At 41.5% G+C, this 24323-nt stretch carries 23 protein-coding genes; 10 read left to right on the forward strand and 13 right to left on the reverse strand.

What is annotated here, in order from left to right:
• Positions 1-14 precede the first annotated feature (14 nt).
• The 4 genes from SALWKB2_RS05160 to yjgA form a co-directional block, all read right to left on the reverse strand.
• On the reverse strand, positions 15-299 hold the full coding sequence (locus SALWKB2_RS05160; RefSeq protein ID WP_025330612.1) for a helix-turn-helix domain-containing protein: 285 nt from the start codon (positions 297-299) through the stop codon (positions 15-17).
• A 317-nt stretch (positions 300-616) separates the two neighbouring features.
• Positions 617-1393 (reverse strand): type I methionyl aminopeptidase, encoded by a 777-nt coding sequence (gene map / locus SALWKB2_RS05165; RefSeq protein ID WP_025330613.1) that lies wholly within the window; start codon positions 1391-1393, stop codon positions 617-619.
• 51 nt (positions 1394-1444) lie between these two features.
• Positions 1445-2233 carry an indole-3-glycerol phosphate synthase TrpC gene (trpC, locus tag SALWKB2_RS05170; RefSeq protein ID WP_025330614.1) on the reverse strand — a complete coding sequence of 263 codons (789 nt, stop codon included), beginning with the start codon at positions 2231-2233 and terminating at the stop codon, positions 1445-1447.
• A gap of 84 nt (positions 2234-2317) precedes the next feature.
• Complete coding sequence (yjgA, locus tag SALWKB2_RS05175; RefSeq protein WP_025330615.1) at positions 2318-2842, reverse strand: ribosome biogenesis factor YjgA; 525 nt, start codon at positions 2840-2842, stop codon at positions 2318-2320.
• Between the two features lie 117 nt (positions 2843-2959).
• Between yjgA and pmbA the strand changes: the two genes are divergently transcribed.
• The 3 genes from pmbA to SALWKB2_RS05190 all read left to right on the forward strand — a co-directional run bounded on the left by pmbA (position 2960) and on the right by SALWKB2_RS05190 (position 6195).
• A complete protein-coding gene (pmbA, locus tag SALWKB2_RS05180; protein WP_237749814.1) occupies positions 2960-4318 on the forward strand; it encodes a metalloprotease PmbA in 1359 nt (452 codons plus the stop codon).
• Between the two features lie 87 nt (positions 4319-4405).
• Complete coding sequence (locus tag SALWKB2_RS05185; RefSeq protein ID WP_038648819.1) at positions 4406-4894, forward strand: disulfide bond formation protein B; 489 nt, start codon at positions 4406-4408, stop codon at positions 4892-4894.
• A 53-nt stretch (positions 4895-4947) separates the two neighbouring features.
• Positions 4948-6195 carry a DUF1615 domain-containing protein gene (locus SALWKB2_RS05190; RefSeq protein WP_025330618.1) on the forward strand — a complete coding sequence of 416 codons (1248 nt, stop codon included), beginning with the start codon at positions 4948-4950 and terminating at the stop codon, positions 6193-6195.
• Positions 6196-6245: 50 nt separating this feature from the next.
• On the opposite strand, the gene SALWKB2_RS05195 is transcribed toward SALWKB2_RS05190, so the two are convergent.
• From SALWKB2_RS05195 to SALWKB2_RS05205, 3 genes are all read right to left on the reverse strand, one after another.
• Positions 6246-8150 (reverse strand): ATP-binding cassette domain-containing protein, encoded by a 1905-nt coding sequence (locus SALWKB2_RS05195; RefSeq protein ID WP_025330619.1) that lies wholly within the window; start codon positions 8148-8150, stop codon positions 6246-6248.
• A 96-nt stretch (positions 8151-8246) separates the two neighbouring features.
• Positions 8247-8753 (reverse strand): type IV pilin protein, encoded by a 507-nt coding sequence (locus SALWKB2_RS05200; RefSeq protein WP_025330620.1) that lies wholly within the window; start codon positions 8751-8753, stop codon positions 8247-8249.
• 338 nt (positions 8754-9091) lie between these two features.
• Positions 9092-10405, reverse strand: a complete 1314-nt coding sequence (locus tag SALWKB2_RS05205; RefSeq protein WP_025330621.1) for a homoserine dehydrogenase — start codon at positions 10403-10405, stop codon at positions 9092-9094.
• A 146-nt stretch (positions 10406-10551) separates the two neighbouring features.
• On the opposite strand from SALWKB2_RS05205, the gene SALWKB2_RS05210 reads away from it, so the two are divergent.
• Positions 10552-10929 (forward strand): Mth938-like domain-containing protein, encoded by a 378-nt coding sequence (locus tag SALWKB2_RS05210; protein WP_025330622.1) that lies wholly within the window; start codon positions 10552-10554, stop codon positions 10927-10929.
• 128 nt (positions 10930-11057) lie between these two features.
• On the opposite strand, the gene SALWKB2_RS05215 is transcribed toward SALWKB2_RS05210, so the two are convergent.
• Genes SALWKB2_RS05215 through rlmB form a run of 3 tightly spaced genes read right to left on the reverse strand, consistent with a single transcriptional unit; the run spans position 11058 to position 13250 of the window.
• A complete protein-coding gene (locus SALWKB2_RS05215; RefSeq protein ID WP_025330623.1) occupies positions 11058-12011 on the reverse strand; it encodes an SPFH domain-containing protein in 954 nt (317 codons plus the stop codon).
• A gap of 2 nt (positions 12012-12013) precedes the next feature.
• The gene (locus SALWKB2_RS05220; protein WP_025330624.1) at positions 12014-12448 is read right to left on the reverse strand and encodes an NfeD family protein; all 435 of its coding nucleotides are present in this window, start codon (positions 12446-12448) and stop codon (positions 12014-12016) included.
• A gap of 58 nt (positions 12449-12506) precedes the next feature.
• Entirely contained in the window at positions 12507-13250 is a 744-nt protein-coding gene (gene rlmB / locus SALWKB2_RS05225; RefSeq protein WP_025330625.1) for a 23S rRNA (guanosine(2251)-2'-O)-methyltransferase RlmB, read from the reverse strand.
• A gap of 380 nt (positions 13251-13630) precedes the next feature.
• On the opposite strand from rlmB, the gene SALWKB2_RS05230 reads away from it, so the two are divergent.
• From SALWKB2_RS05230 to SALWKB2_RS05255, 6 genes are all read left to right on the forward strand, one after another.
• The gene (locus SALWKB2_RS05230; RefSeq protein WP_025330626.1) at positions 13631-14296 is read left to right on the forward strand and encodes a DUF421 domain-containing protein; all 666 of its coding nucleotides are present in this window, start codon (positions 13631-13633) and stop codon (positions 14294-14296) included.
• Between the two features lie 129 nt (positions 14297-14425).
• Positions 14426-15229: a squalene/phytoene synthase family protein gene (locus tag SALWKB2_RS05235; RefSeq protein ID WP_051506439.1), complete on the forward strand. Its 804-nt coding sequence runs from the start codon at positions 14426-14428 to the stop codon at positions 15227-15229.
• Positions 15230-15517: 288 nt separating this feature from the next.
• Positions 15518-16516, forward strand: a complete 999-nt coding sequence (locus SALWKB2_RS05240) for an ABC transporter substrate-binding protein (protein ID WP_025330628.1) — start codon at positions 15518-15520, stop codon at positions 16514-16516.
• A gap of 103 nt (positions 16517-16619) precedes the next feature.
• On the forward strand, positions 16620-17522 hold the full coding sequence (locus SALWKB2_RS05245; RefSeq protein ID WP_025330629.1) for an ABC transporter permease: 903 nt from the start codon (positions 16620-16622) through the stop codon (positions 17520-17522).
• Positions 17519-18313 (forward strand): ABC transporter ATP-binding protein, encoded by a 795-nt coding sequence (locus tag SALWKB2_RS05250; RefSeq protein ID WP_025330630.1) that lies wholly within the window; start codon positions 17519-17521, stop codon positions 18311-18313. Before SALWKB2_RS05245 ends, SALWKB2_RS05250 begins: the two co-directional genes overlap by 4 nt.
• Positions 18314-18378: 65 nt before the next feature.
• The gene (locus tag SALWKB2_RS05255) at positions 18379-18951 is read left to right on the forward strand and encodes a pseudouridine synthase (protein ID WP_025330631.1); all 573 of its coding nucleotides are present in this window, start codon (positions 18379-18381) and stop codon (positions 18949-18951) included.
• Positions 18952-19037: 86 nt separating this feature from the next.
• Here the strand turns inward: SALWKB2_RS05255 and SALWKB2_RS05260 are convergent, their stop codons facing one another.
• The 3 genes from SALWKB2_RS05260 to SALWKB2_RS05270 form a co-directional block, all read right to left on the reverse strand.
• On the reverse strand, positions 19038-19880 hold the full coding sequence (locus tag SALWKB2_RS05260) for a MetQ/NlpA family ABC transporter substrate-binding protein (RefSeq protein ID WP_025330632.1): 843 nt from the start codon (positions 19878-19880) through the stop codon (positions 19038-19040).
• 159 nt (positions 19881-20039) lie between these two features.
• Positions 20040-22868 (reverse strand): excinuclease ABC subunit UvrA, encoded by a 2829-nt coding sequence (uvrA, locus tag SALWKB2_RS05265; protein ID WP_025330633.1) that lies wholly within the window; start codon positions 22866-22868, stop codon positions 20040-20042.
• Positions 22869-22991: 123 nt separating this feature from the next.
• Positions 22992-24320, reverse strand: a complete 1329-nt coding sequence (locus SALWKB2_RS05270) for an MFS transporter (RefSeq protein ID WP_232335894.1) — start codon at positions 24318-24320, stop codon at positions 22992-22994.
• Positions 24321-24323: the final 3 nt, after the last annotated feature.

Consider the following 24323-nt stretch of genomic DNA (forward strand, 5'->3'; position numbering starts at 1 on the left):
ATGAGCAGAGAGGATCATTTTCCTTCTACTTTGGCTTTAAGCTGCTGATACATATCAGGATGCTCAGTTTTAAGCAGTTCAGCCACTTCCATGTTTACGCGATTAAGTTTGCTTAATTCCAATTGTTCAACATGTACCAGACGAACCAGTTCACGAACTGGCTTCGGGATATTACGACCTGCTTCATAACGGGAACCGCCAGACTGAGTAACGCCAACCTGACTCCAGAACTCAATCTGATTCAGACCAAGTTTTTTACGGATTTCGCGCACATTGTTAATAGGCTTGAATGCTTTCATGATTTTTATACCTTAAAAAGCGAGTTGTCTATGTTTAGTTGAATTAATTAATATGGTCATTCACAGATAATTATTTATTTTGATAAAAATTTATCAATAAATGTTATGAAAAATGTTTTACCATTATGCATAATTATCTATGGACATCAATATTATCACAATTGTTTTTACATTCAATACAATATTGCTATTGTTTTATTAAAATGCGGTATAACAGGATAATACAAATTTATTTTAATTAATCTAAATTAAGATTTATTGCCTTATATCAGATATTCGTGCAGCTTAAATGTAAAGTTATGATATTTTAAAGTGAATTAAGGTTTGCCTGTTAATGGGCTGACTGTGAGTATTTCATAGCCGTCATCAGTAACCAATACCTCGTGTTCCCATTGTGCAGAGAGTTTGTGGTCTTTGGTTACAACAGTCCATCCGTCACCTAATATACGCAAATGACGTTTACCTTGATTAACCATTGGCTCAATTGTAAATATCATACCGGGTTGCAATTTTAATCCTGTATGACGACGACCATAATGCAACACTTGTGGTTCTTCATGGAATCCGCGTCCAACTCCATGTCCGCAAAATTCCTGCACCATGGAGTAACCTGCATTTTCTGCCACTTGCTGGCAGGCGTAACCTATATCCCCAAGTGTCGCGCCCGGTTTAACTACAGAAATACCAGCCATCATACTCTGGTGAGTGATGTTAATGAGACGGCGTGCTTGAGGACTGATTTCCCCGACTGCATACATGCGGCTTGAGTCGCCATGAAAACCATCTTTGATAATGGTAACATCTATATTTAATATGTCGCCGTTTTTTAGTGGTTTATCATCAGGTATGCCGTGACAGATTACATGATTAACAGAAGTACAGCATGACTTGGGAAATGGCGGGTTGCCATAGCCTAACGGGGCAGGATAGCCGCCCTGAACATTGATATGATAATCGTGAATCAGACGATCAATTTCATTGGTGGTGATTCCCGGTTTGATAAACTGGCCTATGTAGTCAAGAGCTTCGGCAGCTAGCCGGCCAGCAACACGCATTGCAGCAATTTCTTCTGCGTTCTTAATAATCACGGCCATGATTTTTCCTTTTAGGGTAATTAAAACAATTCAGTTAATGTGTACAATAATTTAAGCATTGACCAGTAAACTTAGTTCATCAGCAATGTTTTGTTTACGCATAAGGCTTTCACCGATAAGAAAAGTGTTAACCTGATGCTGTTGCATCATATGAATATCGTTTGTGGTGAAAATACCACTTTCTGTCACAATAGTTTTTCCGGTTAATGCAGGCAGAAGTTTGATAGTTTGTTGTAAATCTACTTCGAAAGTACGCAGATTACGATTGTTTACTCCCCATAGCGGGGTACGCATATTAATGCATTTTTCAAGTTCGTCTTCGTTATGAATTTCGAGTAATACAGTCATACCCAGCTCGTGAGCAATGGCTTCATATTCGGTTAACTGGGTACGGCTTAATGCTGCTGCAATAAGTAAGATTGCATCTGCATTGTATGCCCGGGACTGGTATACCTGATAGACATCTATGATGAAATCTTTGCGCAGTACCGGCAGATTGCAGGCATTGCGTGCGAGATTCAGATAGCCAAGGTTACCCTGAAAATAGTTTTTGTCTGTTAATACAGACATGCAGGCTGCGCCACCAAGCTGATAATCTCTGGCAATTTTTTCTGGTGAAAAATCAGGACGAATCAGTCCTTTAGACGGGCTAGCTTTTTTAACTTCGGCAATAATGGCAGCTTTTCCCTGATGATGTTTTGTATGTATTGCTTCAAGAAAAGGACGCGCAGGGGCTTGGTCATAGGCTTTTGCCCGCACTTCAGCCAGTGATTCAGCCGTTTTGGCTGTAACCATTTCGGTTTTTTTTGTGGCAATAATTTTATTTAAGATATCACTCATGGTTTTTTTTGTCCGAAGTTACATGCTGAAGCTGAATTAATGAAAAAAGTGAAAGGTGAATTGTGTGAAGAAAGAAGTAAGGGTTCAGGATGCTGTATCTTCACTAATTTCCGTTTTCAATACCTGAAAAATAGCGCGGAAAGCTTTTGGTGGCTTTCCTGCTGCCTGTTCCTTACGGGCATTGCGGATTAATGTACGCAGATTATTGATATCAATATGCGGATAGCGGCTGATAATTTCAGTAAGGCTGCTGTCATCGGAAATTAAACGATCACGCAGATTTTCCAGCCGTTGTAAGTAAGCATTATGTGCGCTGTTTTCACCTTTGAGGCGAGCCAGATAATCACTGATTGGTTTGGTATCGGTTTCGCGCATGAGACGACCGATAAACTGAGCCTGACGTTTCAGTGCGCTGTTGGAGGTAATTTTCTGGTAGCTTAATACTGCCTGTAATAAATCCTCTGACAAATTTATTTTTTTCAGTGTATCAGCAGACAGTTTAGTTAGCTCCATACCTAATTGCTGCAAATCATTCATTTGCTTTTTCAACTGGGTTTTACTTACCCATTCTTCGTCTGCACGGGACTGACTGTCTGTATTACTGTTCATATATGTATGTGTTACGTGTATATCGAAATTTCAAGTATCTATTTTAGCAAAAAATCCATATCATTTCAGTTGACATGTATGTTTAACTGCTGCCAGTGCTGAATTCAGCATGTTAGAATGCAGGCTTCTTCGCATGAGAGTAGATTAATGTTTCATCATAGTGCCGATCAGTTACAGGAGCTGTGCCAGCAGGCAATAAATAAAGCCAGAAAGCAGGGAGCCAGTTCTGTTGAAATTGATATCAGTGAATCTGCGGGTCAGAATGTACAGGTACGCCAGCAGAATGTCGAACATATTGAGTATCAGCAGGATAAATCTCTGGATGTAACTGTTTATGTGGGACAGGCTAAAGGGCGTGCAAGTACTGCTGATTTTAATAATAAGGCAATTGACGAAGTCATCAGAGCAGCTTTGAATATTGCCCGTTTTACTGCTCAGGATGATTGCGCCGGTTTGGCAGATGCGGCATTACTGGCAACGGAATTCGGTGATACAGAATCTTTTTTCCCCTGGCGGCTGTCTGCTGATGAAGCAATTGAGATTGGTAAAAAAACCGAACAGGCAGCACTTGATACGGATGAGCGTATCAAAAACTCTGAAGGAGCAGAAGTACAGACTGATCATTATCAGTTTGTATATGCCAACAGTTATGATTTTTGTGCTTATCAGCGCGGCAGCAGGCACAGTATTTCCTGTAGTGTGGTGGCTGCGGACGCTTCCGGAATGCAGCGTGATTATTGGTACGATTTAGCGCGTGATGCACGAGATCTTGCTGATGCTGAAATTATCGGACAGACAGCGGCAACACGTACAGTACGGCGTTTGGATGGCCGGTCTGTGGCTACAGGAAAATATCCGGTAATTTTTGATACTACTATAGCCGGTAGTCTAATTGGTCATCTGGTAGGTGCACTGAGTGGTAGTGCGTTATACCGGCAAACCAGTTTTCTGGTAGATAGCCTTGGCAAACAGGTTATGGCGCCCTGGGTATGTCTTACAGAGAAACCTCATGTAAAAAAAGCACTGGCCAGTACATATTTTGATGCTGAGGGTGTAGCCACACATGAACGTACTGTTATCAATGAAGGCTCTGTTGCGGGTTATTTTCTTGGTAGCTACAGTGCGCGTAAGTTAGGTATGCGTACTACTGGAAATGCAGGTGGTGTTCATAATTTATATCTTAATCATACCCATGCCAGTCAGGACGATTTATTGAAAACAATGGGAACCGGTTTATTGGTTACTGAGTTGATGGGGCAGGGTGTAAATGCTATTACTGGTGACTATTCGCGAGGTGCGGCAGGTTTCTGGGTAGAAAACGGAGTGATTGCCTATCCGGTAGAGGGTATTACAATCGCTTCACGTTTACAGGAAATGTTTATGGCAATGGTTGGTGTAGCAGATGATGCGTTAAAGCGCAGTACGCATAAAGTTGGATCTATTCTGATAGATAATATGACTATTGCTGGTGCCTGAAACGTAAATGATTATGGGAATTTGTTTGATTAATAGACGGGCAGAAAGTAGAAATGTTTGGTAACTGTCTGCTTAAAAGGATTGAAAATGAGCTTCCGTAAAGCATTGTGGTGTGTATTTTTTCTGGCTGTACTTTGTGCAGCTGGTTCTTTTGTAGGTCAGTATGTTCTGGGTATGAACCCGTGTGTGCTGTGTATTGTTCAGCGTGTTGCGGTTATTGCCACTGCGCTTCTGGCATTTTTGTGTGCCTGCTGTCCTAATCGCAACTGTATTGAGCGGGTGATAAATGCTATTGTGGTCAGTCTGGCACCCATAGGCGGACTGGGTGTAGCTGTATATCAGATATATATTCAGCATCTGCCATTGATGGATCAGCCATCTTGCGGTGCACCGTGGACTTTCCGTCTGCGTGATGCGCCATTGTTTCATTGGTATGAACCGATTATACGCGGTACAGGTAATTGTGGTGAGGTTCAGAAAATTTTACTGATACCTTTACCAATATGGAGTGCTTTATTTTTTACAGCTGTATTGATTTGGGTCTGGGTATGGTTTTGGCGTAGCCGTAAGGGCTAAAACCGGGCTGAGTTTCTTGCTGAAAACAGATTTGTTCGAATGAATGCTATGGTATGAATGCTAGATTTTTACTGAAGACTATTAGTCATATAACACTGGCCGGGTTTCTGCTATACACCTTGTCTGCATGTAAGGACAGTGGCGGATGGTATGGTGGTAATGATGATTCACCGGATGACAGCAGCAGAATTTTAAATCAGCCTTCTCAGATAAGCAGACTAATACCTGCTCGTGTAAAAGAACGAGATGCGTGGGCTGTGGATATTAGCCGGATAATGGATGAGCTGAAAATCAATAAAACACAGGAAAATGTATGTAGTGTAATTGCCGTTGTAGATCAGGAGTCTAATTTTGTTGCTAATCCAACTGTTCCGGATCTTGGTAATAAAGCAATTAAAGCTTTTCAGACAGAAGTGCCGCAAAAATTTGTCAGACAGTTCGGACCTGCTCTGGGACCGGCAGTTTCACGCTATTTTACTTCAGTACTGGTTAATGAACCCAGCAAAGAAAACAGTTTCCTGATACAGATGCGGACGGTTAAAACCGAACAGCAGCTGGATTTAATTTACCGGCAGATCTTTGCTTATGTTTCAAAGCAATTTTATGCAGATTCAATTACCAATGCCGCAGCTAAATTTATGGGAAAAGATATCGGAGAAGATAATAATCCGATTACAACAATTGGTTCAATGCAGGTATCAGTAAAATACGCACGTGAACATCAGCGTGATAATGCTCCGGTAAATGAATTACGTGATTATATGTATACACGTGAAGGTGGTTTATATTATGGTATTCACCGGCTAATGAAGTATCCAGCAGCTTATGATAATGCTCAATATCGTTTTGCTGATTATAATTCCGGCATGTATTCCAGCCGTAATGCGGCTTTTCAGCAAGATATAAATAAACTGCTTAATACGGATATGGCTCTGGATGGAGATTTATTGCTGTATGATAAAGATGATAAGGCGCAATCAATGCCAAGTCAGACTGAAACTGCACTGAATCAGTTATTTGCCGATCATGGTATGCCAATGAAACCGGAGCAGATACGTGCAGATTTATTACAGGAAAAACAGGCAGAATTTGAAAATACATCCACCTATCAGAATGTAATTACTTTATATAAGCAACAGTTCGGTAAGAATCCGCCATATGCCATTATGCCGCAGGTTGTAATTAGCGGACCAAAGTTAAGCAAAGATTATAATACCAACTGGTATGCTACTAATGTCACACGTCGTTATGAAACTTGTATGCGACATGGTGGCGGGACCGGACGCCATCGTAAAAGATAAAATCAAACACAAAAAAGCCAGTATATGAATATACTGGCTTTTTTATTGGATTAGCCCTGATTTTTTTGTTTTGCTTCAAGGATTTCCCAACGTTCAAGTTTTTCCAGCAGCAGCTCTTCAATTTCAGCAATACGTGTTTGCCATTCAGTTGCCAGTTTATAGTCATTTTTGAATATTTCCGGATCGGAAAGTTTATTATTCAGCTCTTGTTGTTCTGCTTCGAGAGCAGCAAGCTCGTCGGGTAAGCTGGCGAGTTCACGTTGTTCGTTGTAGGAAAGTTTATCGTTGCGTCGGCTTTTTTGCCGGTTTTTATCAGGATTAATGGTATTTTTGCTTGTTGTGGGCGCTGGTGTTAGTAAGCTTTGTTCACGTTTTTGGGCGTCAATATAATCCTGATAACCGCCTATGTATTCTTTTAACTGACCATTACCTTTGAAAACTATGGATTGAGTAACTACATTATCCAGAAAAGTACGATCGTGGCTGACAAGAAATACGGTGCCGTTATAATCCCGCAATAACTCTTCCAGTAATTCCTGCGTATCGATATCCAAATCATTTGTTGGTTCATCAAGTACCAGAATATTCGCCGGACGAGTAAATAGTTTGGCCAGTAATAACCGGTTGCGCTCGCCACCAGAAAGTGATTTGACTTCACTACGAACTCTAGCCGGAGAAAACAGAAATTCTTCAAGATAACCAATTACGTGTTTACGCTGGCCGCCAATATCAATGTAATCATTACCCTGACCTATAGTATCAAAAACAGTATCGTTTTCATTTAATGCACTACGAAACTGATCGAAATAGGCAACTTCCTGACGTGAACCCAGCCGAATTTTGCCTGAGGTTGGCTGTAATTCACCTAAAATCAATTTTAAAAAGGTGGTTTTGCCAACACCATTTGATCCTATCAGACCGATTTTGTCACCGCGCTGAATAACACAAGAGAAATCACGCATAATAAGGTGTTCACCATAAGCAAATCCGGCGTGTTCAAGCTCTGCTATAATTTTCCCGCTGGCTTCACCACGATTTAAATTAAAGCTGACCTGACCCTGTACCTCACGACGTGCAGCGCGTTCGCGGCGTAGTTGTTCCAGTCGTTTAACCCGCCCCTGGTTACGTGTGCGGCGTGCTTCAATTCCTTTGCGAATCCATGCTTCTTCCTGAGCATGAAATTTATCAAAAAGCCGGTTATGTTCAGCTTCAACTGCCAGTTCCTGTGCTTTTTTTTCACTATAAGCACTAAAACTTCCCGGGTAACTACGTAAATGTCCGCGGTCTAATTCGATGATACGTGTAGCTACACGATCCAGAAAGCGTCGGTCATGTGTTACGACAATCAGGCTGCCGGCAAAATTGCCTAGCAGATTTTCCATCCATTCTATCGCTTCAATATCCAGATGGTTGGTTGGTTCATCCAATAACAGGATATCAGGTTTTTGTACCCATGCCTGAGCCAGAGCAACGCGCTTTTTCTGACCACCGCTTAAATTGCCAATCAATTCGTTTTCCGGCAGTTGTAATTCACTTAAGGTTTGCGCAATTAAGGCATCAAATTGCCAGCCGTTACGGTTTTCCAGCTCATTTTGTAATTCAGTTAACCAATTCAGACTGGCTTCATCACCTATATTCTGGCTGAGCTCATGATACTCACGTAACAGATTTTGCAGTTCGCCCAATCCTTGGGCTATGGTGTCAAATACAGTGGTCTGCGGGTCAAAAAAAGACTCCTGCGGAACATACACAACTTTTTGGTTGTTTTGGATGGTCAACAATCCGTCATCCAGCTTCTGTACCCGGGCCAGAATTTTCAGTAATGTGGATTTCCCGGCACCATTGCGACCAATAAAGCCTATTTTTTCACCTGCATCCATTTGCAGAGATGCATGATCCAGTAAGGGGTGGTGACCTACAGCAAAGCAGGCATTATCGAGTGACAGAATACTCATGATTAAAACGGATATGTTCTGATATCAATTATGAAAACGAGTGTATTGTATCAGTTTAACAGTTAATATGTTGCTATTGTCCTGTATATAGAATAATTAAAAAATCCGGCATTTTTTGTCTGGCTGACCTTTACCATCAAAAAAATGATTTTCTTCATCGCAGCGGCTGGTACTGCTTTGACAGATAAATATTCTGCCATCCTGATTTAGCTTGATAATTCGGGGTTCAGCTTCAGTATCAATGGCTACAGCTTTAAGTGTGAAATGCTCTTCACGAGCAAAACTCGGGTTCCCTTGTATACGAAAACAAAAATGCTGATTTTTACTGATAGGTAATTCAGGCCAGTTGTGCTTGTTTTGTTTATAACTAAGATGTTTCTGATAATGTACAGCAAGAAATTGACCATTAATCAGCAGTGCCGCCTTCGCCTGATTTAATCGTGCCTGTAACTGATGCTGACGATAATATGGATAAGCTATAACAGTTAATATAATGATAACAGCCAGAGTAACCAGAAGCTGAAGCATGCTGTAGCCCTGTATATTTTTGCGGGTAGACTGCGGATGATATCTGATTGGTAACTGATGGAATATACGAACCATTATGGAATAAAAACAATCAATATTTTAGTATAATATTATATATAAATATATTTATTTTGTATATTTTATTCATTTAAATGATGAATTAATTGTAAATTATTGAAATTTTATAAATACATTATATAAATATGATTGGCTTAATTGTTTTATGCATATTAAATTATTATATGCTCGGAAATAATAATCTGATATTGATAATTAAATTACTTTTGTCGATATTGTAAAAATAAAAATTTTTATTTTTACAAACGGTACAGCTAACTATGTGCTGACTTCTGTAACGACAATAAAAAAACGGGCAAATAATGCCCGTTTCAGAAACATGATAAGTGATGGAATTATCTAGGATGTAAGCTTTCCATCCGAATCATGGTAACTGGGGATAACACCCGTGGTAATGCCTGAATTCTGGCCATTGACTGTTTGATAAAACGTTCTTTGGTTGAATGTGTCAGGATAACAATTTCGGCAGATTCCTTATTAATCATACCTTTTTGGATGAGAGCCTCAATAGAAATATTTTCTGCAGCAAGAATATTCGCAATTTCTCCCAGCACCCCCGGTTCATCGCAGGCAGATACACGCAGATAATAACTGCTGGTGATTTCATCCATTGGCAGAATGGAGATATTTTGTAATGAATTAGACTGAAAAGCCAGATAGGGAACCCGGTAGCTGGCTTCAGCATTCTGTAATCGGGTTACATCAATAATATCAGCCATTACCGCACTGGCAGTTGGGCCGGCACCAGCACCAGCACCATAATAGAGTGTCTGCCCAATCATATCTGCCTGAACAGATACAGCATTCATAACTCCTTCTACTTTTGCCAGTAATCGGCTTTCAGGGATTAAAGTAGGGTGTACACGCAGCTCAATACCTTGCGGAGTTTTGCGGGTAATACCAAGTAATTTAATGCGATAGCCTAGTTCCTCAGCATAACAGATGTCCAGACTTTCCAGATGACTGATGCCTTCCAGATAACACTGGCTAAAATTAATCGGGGTTCCGAATGCCAGTGCGGAAATAATACTTAATTTATGACCGGCATCATGACCTTCAATATCGAATGTAGGATCGGCTTCTGCATAACCTAGTTCTTGTGCTTGTTTTAATGCTTCCGGAAAGGTGCTGCCTCGGGTACGCATTTCACTCAGAATGAAATTACTGGTGCCATTGATAATGCCGGCAATAGATTCGATATGGTTGGCAGCCAGCCCCTCACGTAAAGCTTTAATAATGGGAATACCGCCGGCAACTGCAGCTTCATACATCACCATTACATTGTGTTCAGAAGCCAGTCGGAAAATTTCGTTACCGTACTCTGCCAGTAGTTTTTTATTGGCTGTAACGATGTGTTTTCCGTTTTTGATTGCCTGAATCACAGCGTCTTTAGCTATTGTTGTACCGCCAATCAGTTCTACCACAACATCAACATCAGTTGCATTTACTACTTCAAATACATCATCACTAACAAAAGTGCTGTTACCGCATATTTCCCGGGTACGTTCAATATTACGACTTGCTGCACGGGTAATAATTAATTCGCGACCGAGCCGGCGGGTAATTTCATCCGCATTATTCTGTAATAACTTGACGGTACCACCACCTACTGTGCCGACGCCCAGCAAGCCTATACGCAGAGGCTGCATGTTTACTCCTTCAAATAGACAAATTTAATTTATGGACTGCCTGATACTTGCAATTTTACGTGAATAATCTACTATGCTAGCCGAAAACTACTTTTTTGACTACTACAGCCATAGTATGTTGTGTGGTTATGCATGAGGAAATTTTAATGCAAATTGAAGAAATCCGGGATAAACAAGGATTATGGATTGAGGAAGTTGATACCGGAAAAATTACTGTAAACGGCCGGCAATATACTCAACCTGTATGTATTACTGCTGATAAGGTGCTCACACTGGATAAGCAAGCAGCCAGTGAGTTAACCATTGATGATTTTACTCAGGCTTTACAGTTTAAGCCTGAAGTGATTTTAATCGGTACCGGAAATCATCATGTGTTTATTCATCCGCGTCTGACTTCACAATTAGTCGCAAAAGGAATCGGTGTAGAAAGTATGTCTACAGCTGCTGCTTGCCGTACTTTTATGGTATTGCGCAGTGAAGGCCGCAGTGTCTGGGCATGGTTGTGGCCATTTATAGAAGAGTAGTATGTATTTAAATATATTGCTTTTAAAAAGAATAATTTAGAAATAATCAGTATCAGGGTTAAGGATAAAAAATCAGGCTGCCGGTATCATTAACCGGAACCTGATTTTTTAATAGTTACGTAAGTTATTTATTTAACTGCTGTGCTGTTCTGACCTTTGATAATGCTCATGCCAGCACTTACCAGACTACCAATATCTGCAACATTAGCAGGCATAATCAGAGTATTATTGGTTTTTGCCAGTTTAGCAAAAGCATCTACGTACTGTTCAGCCACTTTCAGATTCACAGCTTCTGTACCGCCCGGTTCTTTTACTGCGGCAGCTACCTGACGAATTGCTTCCGCGGTCGCCTGTGCAACCAGACGCAAAGCTTCAGCTTCACCTTCGGCGCGATTAATCTGTGCTACTTTGGCACCCTGAGATTCATTGATAGAAGCTTGAGCTTCACCCTGTGACTTCTGAATTTCAGCTTCACGCTGACCGGCCGCCAGATTAATCTGTTCCTGCTTGATCCCTTCAGACTGAGCAATACGTGCGCGTTTTTCCCGTTCGGCTGTAATCTGAGCTTGCATTGAGCGCAGAATTTCCTGAGGTGGAACCAAATCTTTGATTTCATAGCGCAATACTTTAACGCCCCATGAAACCGCTGCTTCATCCAATGAGGCAACCACGGTATGGTTAATATCATCACGTTCTTCAAAAGTTTTATCCAGTTCCATACGACCAATAACTGAACGTAATGTTGTTTGAGCCAGTTGGGTAATGGCAACTACAAAGTTACTGGAGCCATAGGATGCAAGTTTAGGATCAGTTACCTGAAAATAGATAATACCATCCACTGTAAGCTGTGTATTATCGCGGGTAATACAAACCTGACTGGGTACATCCAGTGGTATTTCCTTTAAAGTATGTTTATAAGCGACACGATCGATAATCGGAATAATAAAATTAAGACCGGCTACCAGAGTAGCGTGATAGCGGCCTAAACGTTCAACAATATAGACTTCCTGCTGAGGTACAACTTTAAATGCCATGCAGATAAATGCAACAATGGCGGCGAGAAAAATAAAAGTCAGAATCATGATTATTCCTGCTGAGTAGAAGGGGCTTGAGAAGTAATATTTAAAATATTGCCTTGATGGCTGATGATTTGAGCACTGTCACCGGATTTTGCGTCAGTTGGATGATTAAAACGAGCCTGCCAGATAGTGCCCCGATAATGTACCTGCCATAATCCGTCGGGTAGGAGCTGAGTAAGTATCACTGTCTGACCGTAGTCCGGATCATCAGTTGGTTTTGCCATGTTTTCACGCGGATGTTTATTTTGCCAGGCACGTACGATGGTAATACCCAGAATAGAAAAAACTATTGCAATAACAGCATTGACGCTCTCACTGGTTTTCAGCAGCCATTCAGCCAGACCGGCACTGAGTAATGAGGCACTGATTACCAGCATATAAAAAGTGCCGCTAAACATTTCCAATACAAACAGAACCAAAGCTGCAATACACCAAATCATCAGTATCTCCTTAACTTTATAATATTTAACAGAAATATGTTTTATTGTAAAGCCGACTTCAGGCAGATAGTATCCGTTGCCTACGGGTTTCGCTCAGAACGATACCGGTGCTGACAGAAACATTCAGGCTTTCAACGGTTCCGAACATAGGAATGGATACCAGTGTATCACACAGATCTCGTGTTAAACGGCGCATGCCATTACCTTCTGCACCCATTACCCATGCTACTGCTTCCGGGGCCGTAAAGTGATATAAGTCATCACTACCGTTCATATCAGTACCGATAACCCAGATACCGCGCTGTTTCAATTCACGGATGGTGCGTGCCAGATTCGTCACTGTAATATAAGGTACTGTTTCAGCAGCACCACAGGCTACTTTACTTACGGTGGCATTTAATCCGACACTTTTATCTTTGGGTGCAATTACCGCGTGAACTCCCATAACATCCGCAACACGCAAACAGGCTCCCAGATTATGCGGATCTGTAATGCCGTCAAGAATCAGCAATAACGGTGGTTCATTCAGATTTTCAAGTACATCTTCTATGTCTACATGTTGTCTGGAAGCATCGATAAAGCCCACTACACCCTGATGGCGGGCATGTTTACTCAAAGTATCGAGCCGTGCCTGATCTGCGCTGATAATGCGCACATTTTCTGCTTCAGCTTTATTTAATACATCGCGCATACGGGCATCATGTTTACCCTCCAGTACATAAAGTTCAATTATGCTGTCCGGGTTTTGCCATAAACGGGCATTAACTGCGTGAAAGCCAATGATGAGGCGCTGATTTGACATGTATATTTCATTTAGTGAGTAAAAAACCAATTATAACGGAAATTAGTGTACTAATCTGATTATACCGAATAAATATTATTCTTCATCTAAAAATATAATAGTGATGTAATTTGCCTGATAAAAGAAATAAATACCGTTGACAGGTAATTAAATTTTCCGCTCAGGGTTAAGACGGTATCAGTTACATCTTGATAAAAAATTATTGCTTATAAAATGTTATCTTTATCATTTATTTAAAATAAAGCAAATTAAACTAAAGTATCTTAATGTTCATTTTCAGAGTTTATGAATAAAGTTAAGAATGATGCTTGTATGAGGGGAATGAACTCTGACCGCTAATAGCTGGTCGGGAATTTAACTTTAATACAGGAAAAATTCTTATGGAATATTATTTATGGGTGCTGGCTAAGTTTCTTGTTGGTTTTATTATTGTCATTCTGCATTTAAATGTAACAGGTAAAACGCAGTTGAATCAGATGACCCCGGTAGATTTTATTGGTAACTTTGTACTTGGCGGTATTATCGGTGGTGTAATTTATAATCAGGATATTCCGATTTATCAGTATATTATTGTGTTATTAATCGGTGTTTGCCTTATTTCATTATTAAACTGGGTATGCAAGCATGTCAGCTTTATCCGAATGTTTGCTATTGGTGAACCGATTCCGATTATGAAAGATGGACACTTTTTGATGGATAATATTCTGCGTAAAAAAAATAAGATTGATATTCTTAATGTGGCTTCACTTTTGCATGCTCAGGGTATTACTTCCTTTCAGGAAGTCAGTTATGCACAGATTGAGCCTAGTGGTTCGCTGACGGTGTTAACAGATAAAGGCAAATATCCTTCATTAATTTTATTTAAGGAAGGAGAGGTGCGTACAACGGAATTGCATCGGATAAATAAGGATGAGAAGTGGCTGGAGCAAAAAATTCAGCAGCAGCACCTGACAGAAGATGATTTATTTCTGGTTGAATTCTGGAATAATAGTTTAAATTTTGTACTGCGTAACGGCGAAGTAAAAAAAGATACGCTAAAAAGTTAATTTTTATTGCAGATTAGTGGCTGGAGAAATATCCGGAAAAGGTTACAATACTGTTTTAGGTTAATTTAATTTATTGCTGTGCAGCCACTCGAATATTGTCTTCAGAAAATTTGCCATAGCAGGAATGCTATGGCTTTTCGTTTTCCTTTTCTTTCCTCGGTGCAGCGTCATGCACTGATAGCTTTGTATGCTTTGCAGCAAGAATTAAATGATGTAGTAGAAGATTGTTCTGATGCTAATGTGGCTTTGACAACACTGCGATGGTGGGAGCGACAACTAGATAAGCTGTATAACTCTGATTCTGTTCCTGAACATCCTTTATTACAGGCTTTAAAACCATTTATTATCCGATATTCTTTACCATTGGCTGAAATACTGGCTTTGCCTGATGCACTTCGTACGCAATTAACTCAGGCCAGATTTCAGGATATGGAACAGCTATGCCATTATAGTAAACAGGCAGGGATGGTGCAGGGGCGTTTAACAAGCAGAGTTTTGGGATTCAGTGCAGAACAAACTTTGGAATTTGCCGATAAAGTGGGTGAAATATGTCAGCTGGTGATGATTTACTCACGGATTGGTGCGGATACAAGGCTGGGGAAGCTGTATATTCCAGTAGAGTTATTACAGCAATTTAATGTTCCGGCTCATTTGGTACTTAACCGACACGGTGGGGTTGAATTTACAACATTGATGAATGCATGGCTTGCTGCATTAAAACAGCAGTTTAATTCTGCTCTTGCTTTGCTGCCTTCTGCAGATAACCGCAGGCAGCGCGCCAGTCTGGCCATGCTCGCAGTAGCCCGGGCTCAGCTTAATGAAATTGAGCAGGACGGACTACAGAATATCATGCAATATCAGCTGGTCGTACCCCGACCGCGTCAGCAACGGTTATTCTGGAAAACGTGGTTGTGTGGTTTTCGGCCGGTATAGATTAAAAAATGTGAAGCAGGATGTTTTCTAAGAAAAGTGTGATATGGCGAGTATTATGAGTTATAAGAACTATTTTTGTAATTGAATTATATTTTTAAAATTTTATTGCTTAAATAAATAAAATATTGAAATTATATTTCAATGTAAAAGCGTATATCTGAGCAATTTTAATTACGCAATAAGGCTGGATTTTTGTATAATTTATGCCATCATCTGCTTACTGGTGCAGGTGTAAGCAATTTTATTGCTAAATTGTTTCCGGATTAACCCTGTGCTGAGGAACCCAATATGCTCAGAGCAAAAAAAACCTTACTTATTCTGGGTTTAACTGCTGTCTGTTTGCTTTCTGCCTGTTCGCAATCCGAACAGGGAAATAAAACCAGCGATACCAATACGAAAAAAGTAGCCATTACGGCAATTGTTGAACATCCTGCTTTGGATGCTGTACGTCAGGGTGTGATTGATGAACTGCGTGCTGAAGGCTATGAACAGGGTAAAAATCTTCAGCTGGATTTTCAAAGTGCACAAGGGAATACTGCTACTGCCGGTCAGATTGCTAAAAAATTTGCCGGCAATAATCCAGATGTAATTATCACAATCGGCACGCCAAGCGCGCAGTCTATGGTTGCAGCAACACGCAAAATTCCGATAGTGTTTGCAGCAGTAACCGATCCGGTTGCAGCTAAACTGGTAACAAGCTGGGAACCCAGCAAAACCAATGTTACCGGTGTTTCTGATGAACTGCCTTTACAGCCACAGATTGATTTAATGAAACAAGTTGTACCTAACCTGAAAACAGTGGGTTATGTATATAGCCCGGGGGAAATCAATTCAACTGTTGTGCTCGGACAATTACAGTCTTTACTGGCTAAGGACGGTATTACTGTGGCCGCAGCACCGGCACAGCGTACAACTGATGTTCCCATGGCTACTAAAAGCTTGCAGGGTAAGGCAGATCTGATTTATACCTCTCTGGACAATAATGTGGTTTCTGCTTATGAATCCATGTACAAAGTTGCCAAAGACATGAAAATGCCCTTGGTGGCTTCAGATACCGGTTCGGTAAAACGCGGTGCGGCTGTAGCACTGGGGGTTAATTATCATGAGCTTGGTACAGCTACTGGTAAAATTGTAGGCCGGATTCTCAAAGGAGAGCAGGCTGGTAACATTGCTCCGCAGCGTATGACCGCAGATCAGCTTGATTTAATGGTAAGTAAATCTCATGCTGCCGAACAAGGTATTACATTTTCGGAGCAATTACTCAAACAGGCTAAATTAGTCGATTAGGATTATAAAAAGCCTCTGGGACGGATACCGTAACATCGGCAAGCTGATTCAGGCTTTGCCGATGTTGTTTTTATTTTCAACCACAATTTGTTAATTGGTTAATATGTCTTCTATAGCTTTATTTGGTGCTTTAGAAAGCGGGCTGATATATGCTCTCGTTGCTCTGGGTGTACTGATTTCATTCCGTATTCTGGATTTTCCTGATTTAACTGCCGATGGCAGTTTTCCGCTCGGCGGTGCTGTATTTGCCATTTGTGTTACCCATGGTATTAATCCGTGGCTGGCTACTGCACTTGGCGGAGTTGCCGGTGCATGTGCCGGTTTGGTAACAGCATGGCTGCATGTTTCTTTAAAAATCATGCAGCTGTTAGCCAGTATTCTGGTTATGGTTGCTTTGTATTCGGTTAACCTGCGTATTATGGGTGCACCTAATTTGCCTTTACTGGATCAGCCCAGTGTATTTACGCCGTTTTTTAATGCTGACGGAAGCAACCAGTATTGGGTGCAGCCGCTGGTAATTTTTGGTTTTGTGCTGATTGCCAAATTTTTTCTGGACTGGTTTTTTGCTACAGAAATTGGTTTATCAATGCGAGCTACCGGCGTAAATGCACGAATGGCTCGTGCTCAGGGTGTAAATACCTCACGTATTTTGCTGTTAGGCATGGCGATATCAAACGCATTTATTGCCTTGGCCGGTGCACTATTTGTGCAGACTCAGGGCGGTGCAGATATATCAATCGGAATTGGCACGATTGTCGTCGGGCTGGCCGCAGTGATTATTGGTGAAACCCTGATTCCGGGAAAACGGTTCATCATTATTACACTGGCTGTTATAGTGGGAGCAGTACTTTACCGTGCATTTATTGCGCTGGCGCTGGGCAGTGATACATTGCAGCATATAGGCTTTGGACCGCAGGATTTAAATCTGGTTACAGCAATTTTAGTTGTACTTGCGCTGCGTTTGCCGGCAATCAAAGGTTACTTTAAAAGGAAATTCAAAGCATGATGCGCGCAGATAATTTACGCCTCACATTCAATGCGGGAACACCAATTGAAAATCCTGCTTTGCGAGGCATGAGTTTAAGTATTGCGGATGGTGAATTTGTTACCGTTATCGGTAGTAATGGTGCCGGTAAATCTACTTTTCTTAATGCTATCAGTGGTGACACCATGGTAGATTCCGGTACGATTACTATCAATAGTAAAGATGTTACCAGTGAACCTGCTTATAAACGTGCGCCATTAGTAGCACGTGTTTTTCAAGACCCTCTTGCCGGTACCTGTGAAGCCTTAACCATTGAAGAAAATATGGCTCTGGCACTGCGGCGTGGCAGCAGTCGTGGTTTGCGTCCGGCTATTAAACGTCAGTATCGTGAACTGTTTCGTGAAAAACTGGCAATGCTTAACCTGGGACTGGAGAACCGATTGAGCGACAGAATTGGTCTGCTTTCCGGTGGGCAGCGACAGGCTGTCAGTTTGTTGATGGCTTCGTTGCAAAGTTCTAAAATTTTATTGCTTGATGAGCATACTGCTGCACTGGATCCTAAAACAGCCGCTTTTGTACTCGAGCTGACAGACCGTATTGTGCGTGAAAATAAATTAACTGCAATGATGGTAACACATTCGATGCAGCAGGCTCTGGATCACGGATCACGTACTGTCATGCTGCATCAGGGGCGTGTGGTGCTGGATGTGGCTGGTGACAAACGTGCCGGTATGTGTGTGGCGGATCTATTAAAGATGTTCGAACATACTCAGGGCGAAAAAGTATCTGATGATGCTTTATTACTGAGCTAAACCTCTGTGTTTATAAAACAGGCTGTCAGCATTCCTGACAGCCTGATTTTCTGATTGGAAGCATAATGTCTGTACCTGAACTGATTGTACTGAATAAACCTTATGGTGTGATTTGTCAGTTTAGCGCTCATGAGAAACATCCTACCCTGAAGCAATATGTATCATTACCGAATGTCTATCCGGCAGGCCGGCTGGATACGGATAGTGAAGGATTACTTTTATTAACTGCCAACGGACGTCTACAGGCAAAAATTGCTCATCCTAAGTATAAACTGATAAAAACATACTGGGCACAGGTGGAAGGTAAAACGGATAATGAACGCATACAACAATTGGCTGACGGGGTAAATCTGGGCGACTTTATTACACAGCCGGCTCAAGTTCAATTGGTTAATGCTGCTGATAGTGCCCGTTTATGGCCGCGAGTACCGCCAATTCGTGAACGTAAAACAGTAACTGATTTCTGGCTGCAAATTCGAATCAGTGAAGGTAAAAACAGGCAGGTACGACGTATGTGCGCAAAAGTTGGCTGGCCCTGTTTGCGTTTAGTGCGAGTAGGAATAGGGCAGCTAGATGTTTTTTCCCTTAAGTTACCTTTGGGAAAGTGGCAGGCTGTGAATCCAAAAGATTTATCATAAATATTTTTTGTATTGCCATACATTAAAAATAACCCTTATGTTATGGACATAAGGGTTATTTGTATTTCCTAAAATGAAATAATTAATCAGAATGCAGGGATGATGGCACCCTGATATTTTTCTTCAATAAATTTTTTCACTTCAGGTGAAGTCATGGCCTGTTTCAGTTTTTGGATTGCATCACGGTTTTCATCCCCTGTACGGACAACCAGAATATTTGCATAAGGTGAATCTTTTGATTCGATAAATAAAGCATCTTTGGTTGGTACCAGTTTAGCTTCCATAGCAAAATTGGTATTAATTACAGACAGAGTAGCATCATTTAAAGTACGCGGTAACTGAGGCGCATCCATCGGTGTAATTTTGAGATGTTTCGGATTATCAACAATATCACGTACAGTAGCACTGATACCCGCATCTGCTTTTAATTTGATTAAACCGGCTTTTTGCAGCAATAACAAAGCTCGGCCACCATTGGTAGCATCGTTTGGAATAGTAACCAGCCCGTCATCAGGTGTTTCACTGAGTGCTTTTACTTTTTTAGAGTAAATACCCATCGGCTCTACATGAATATTGGCAATCGGTGTTAACCGCATTTTGTGTTTCTGGACAAAATCTTCCAGATAAGGTTTGTGCTGAGAAAAGTTAGCGTCTACATCTTTCTCATTCAGGGCGATATTCGGACGTACATAGTCGGTCATCTGAATGATTTGTAAATCAATTCCTTCTTTTTCCAGTAATGGTTTAGCTACCTGGAGAATTTCTGCATGAGGAACAGGTGAAGCAGCAACTTTCAGTATGGTTTTATCTGTTGTTGCAGGAGTACTGCCAGAACTGGCGGCCGGTACGGATTCAGTTTTCTGAGTACATGCTGTCAGTACCGTACTGATTGCTGCCACTGACAATAATGCAAATAACAATTTTTTCATATTTAACCTTGAGTAAGATACGCAATAAAAATATACAGCTGAACATTAACACAAAATGCATGTTACTTGTATTTTTTACATGCATGCTTACTTTGGTTAATAGTTTTTTAACTGGTAATTAAACTGTGCGGCCGATAACAGCTCCACAGTTTAATTTATTCATTTGCCAAGCATTGGCTTAAGGTATTTTCCGGTATAGCTTTTAGGATTGGCTGCAACTTCTTCCGGAGTTCCTTCTGCAATAATCGTACCGCCCCCATCACCACCTTCCGGACCCAGATCAACAATATAATCAGCAGTTTTAATCACATCCAGATTATGTTCGATAATAACAATACTATTACCTTTCCCTTTCAGGCGATGAATAACGTCCAGTAACAGAGCTATATCGGCAAAATGTAAGCCGGTGGTTGGTTCATCAAGTATATAAAGTGTCCGCCCGGTATCGCGTTTGGAGAGTTCCAGCGCCAGTTTTACCCGTTGAGCTTCACCGCCGGAAAGTGTGGTTGCAGACTGTCCTAATCGCACATAACCCAGTCCTACGTCCAGTAATGTCTGCAATTTTCGCTTAACTGTCGGCACAGCATCGAAAAATGTGCAGGCTTCTTCCACGGTCATTTCCAGAATTTCACTGATATTTTTGCCTTTGTATTGTATTTCTAGTGTTTCACGATTATAGCGTTTACCATGACAAACCTCGCAGGGTACATAAATGTCGGGAAGAAAATGCATTTCTACTTTAATAACCCCATCACCCTGACAGGCTTCACAGCGTCCGCCTTTTACATTAAAAGAGAATCGGCCAACTGTATATCCGCGTTCGCGAGACAGTGGTACCCCGGCAAACAGTTCACGGATAGGTGTAAACAGGCCGGTATACGTGGCAGGATTAGAACGCGGAGTCCTTCCTATGGGAGACTGATCAACATTAATAACTTTATCCAGATGCTCCAGTCCTTTGATATCTTCATAAGGAGCAGGCTCTTCACTAGCACGATTTAATTCACGTGTAGTAATTTTTGCCAGTGTGTCGTTAATCAAAGTTGATTTGCCGCTGCCGGAAACGCCGGTAATACAGGTAATCAAGCCGAGAGGTAAGGTAAGGGTTACATTTTTAAGATTATTGCCACTGGCGCCGCTTAATATCAGTAAGCGCTCTTTATCAACCGGACTGCGCTGTTCCGGCATGCTAATGGCTTTTTCTCCGCTCAGATATTGTCCTGTTATGGATTCTTTGCATGCTGCCACCTTTTCAGGTGAAGCTGCGATAATAACTTGTCCGCCATGCTCACCGGCACCAGGTCCCATATCGACAACAAAATCGGCGGCACGGATAGCATCTTCATCATGCTCAACGACAATTACGCTATTACCCAGATCGCGCAGATGTTTCAGTGTATCGAGGAGGCGGTCATTATCGCGCTGATGCAGGCCGATAGATGGTTCATCCAGTACATACATGACACCTGTCAGGCCGGAACCAATCTGGCTGGCCAGCCGGATACGCTGAGCTTCACCACCAGATAAGGTTTCAGCACTGCGTGCCAGACTCAGGTAATTCAGGCCGACATTAATCAGAAAACCAAGGCGCTCATTAATTTCTTTAAGAATTTTTTCAGCAATCTGTTTTTTATTACCTTCCAGATTCAGATTCTGGAAAAAATCCAGTGTGGCTGTTAACGGCCATGCATTGACATCCGGTAATGATTTTCCGCCTATATAGACATATCGGGCTTCTGTTCTCAAACGGGCACCGCCGCAGGCCGGACAGGCTCGATGACTTTGATACTGGGCTAATTCTTCGCGTACGGTAGCGGAATCTGTTTCGCGGTAGCGCCTTTCGAGATTGGGCAGAATACCTTCAAACGGATGACTGCGGGTAAATTTTGTGCCCCGTTCAGACAGATAGGTAAATTCAATCTGCTCTTTACCGGAACCATAAAGAATAATATTCCGGATTTCTTCCTTTAATTCATTAAATGGCGTATTAACGTCAAATTTAAAATGATGTCCGAGTGACTGAATCATCTGGAAATAGAAAGTATTACGTTTATCCCAGCCCTTGATTGCTCCTGCGGCCAGCGATAAATCCGGATGCATTACTACTCGCTCAGGATCAAAATAATCCATGCTGCCGAGTCCGTCACAACTGGGACAGGCTCCGACAGGGTTGTTAAAGCTGAAAAGACGTGGTTCGAGTTCCTGCAGACTATACGAACATACCGGACAGGCAAAGCGTGCTGAAAACCAGTGTTCTTTACCACTATCCATTTCGATGGCCAGAGCACGCTCATTACCCAGACGTAGTGCAGTTTCAAAACTTTCAGCCAAACGCTGTTTGATATCCGCGCGTACTTTTACCCGGTCAATAACCACATCTATATCATGCTTGATGTTTTTTTGCAGTTTTGGTACTTCTTCAATCGCATATACCTCACCATCAACGCGAACCCGTGCAAAACCCTGTACTTGTAAATCAGCAAAGTATTCAAGAAATTCACCTTTGCGACCGCGCACTGCCGGAGCCAGAATCATTACCCGGCTTTCTTCAGGCAGGTTCAGTATATGGTCAACCATCTGGGAAACAGTCTGACTGGATAAAGGCAGGTTATGTTCAGGACAATAAGGTGTGCCGACACGTGCATACAATAAGCGCAAATAGTCATGAATTTCAGTGACTGTTCCTACGGTAGAGCGCGGATTATGACTGGTTGCTTTCTGCTCAATGGAAATAGCTGGTGACAAACCTTCAATTAAATCAACATCCGGTTTTTCCATCATTTGCAAAAACTGGCGAGCATAAGCCGACAGACTTTCTACGTAGCGTCGTTGTCCTTCTGCATACAAAGTATCAAAAGCCAGCGAGGATTTACCACTACCGGACAAACCGGTAATGACAACCAGTTGATGACGGGGAATATCCAGATCTATATTTTTAAGATTGTGTGTGCGTGCACCGCGAATATGAATCGTATCGTTATCTGACATAATGCCTTGCCCAAACTAGCTGGATAAAAGAGGATACCGGCTTTAATTAAATTGCTGTTTATTAAAACCATCCGGTATTATACCTATTTCAAAACGCTAATTTAAAGCTATCAGGTAAACGTTTTAATATTTGCGTAAAATAAATTCCTTAAAATCAATACGTAACTCTTGATTTCGCCATAAGTAAATTAAAACGGGCACATTTCCCAGCGCCACAATCATGTATAAGGCATTAATACTGTTAAACAGCCAGATAAGTACAGCGCTTAATATGGCTGCACAAACCATAAACAGACCGTTGATAATGTTATTGGCAGCAATTGCATGCGAACGGAACTGATCGCTGCTGGCTATTTGCAGCCATGTATATAACGGCAATGAGAAAAAGCCGCCGAAAAAACCAATACCGATTATGCAAATGATTATTGCCATGCTGTCCGGTCGGCCGATAAATGTACCGATACCGGCAACTGGCAGATTAGGTTGTGACGGTGTGAACCATACCAGTAGCAGACCGAATATACTCAGGCCGATTGTCCCGATCACAACCAGACTAAGATGTAACTGATGGCGGCTAATCCGTGCACAAACAATTGAACCCGTACCTATACCGAGGGAGAAGAGTGTTAGCATTAAATTAAATACAGCCTCGTTTCCACCAAGATTCAAACGGGTAAAAGTAGGGAGCTGGGTTATATATACAGAACCAATCAGCCAGAACCAGGAAATACCGATTATGGCAATCCAGAGATTTTTTTGCAGATAAGTTTGCCGAAGTAGCTGTTTTGTACTCCGCATGATGTTTGAATCAATATATTGCTGTGGAATTTGTGCAGGTACCCTTGGCATAAATATACTGGCAATCTGCCCCAGAATAGCGACGAATAGCAGGATACCAAACAGCCATGCTGTATTGGTGCCAGCCAGAATAGTACCTAAAATCTGCCCGAATAATATTGATAGAAAAGTACCGCTTTCGATCAGGCTATTACCGTTGAGTAGTTCATATTTAGGGAGATATTCTGGTAATACCGCATATTTCAACGGACCGAACAAAGTAGAATGTGTGCCCATCAGAAACAGGCATAACATCAATATTGTGACAGACTGCATCCAAAAGCCGACACCTGCTATCAGCATAATGCAGATTTCCGCAGTTTTTATCCAGCGCGCCAGAATGGCTTTATCCATTTTATTAGATAATTCACCAGATAATGCAGAGAAAAGAAAAAAGGGCAGAATATACAGCAGGGCACCAGCATTCAGCATCTGGCTTGCTGGTAACCATGAATTAGCGCCAAGCCCATAAAAGCTGATTAAAACGAATAATGAGGTTTTAAACAGATTATCATTAAACGCACCAAAAAACTGAGTACCAAACAGCGGTAGAAATCGTCTGGTACAGGCGAAAGCAAACTGGTTGCCGGATGGAAGCATATCAGGTGTAGACATAAA

It is taken from the genome of Snodgrassella alvi wkB2, assembly GCF_000600005.1.
GTDB classification, from domain to species: Bacteria; Pseudomonadota; Gammaproteobacteria; order Burkholderiales; family Neisseriaceae; genus Snodgrassella; species Snodgrassella alvi.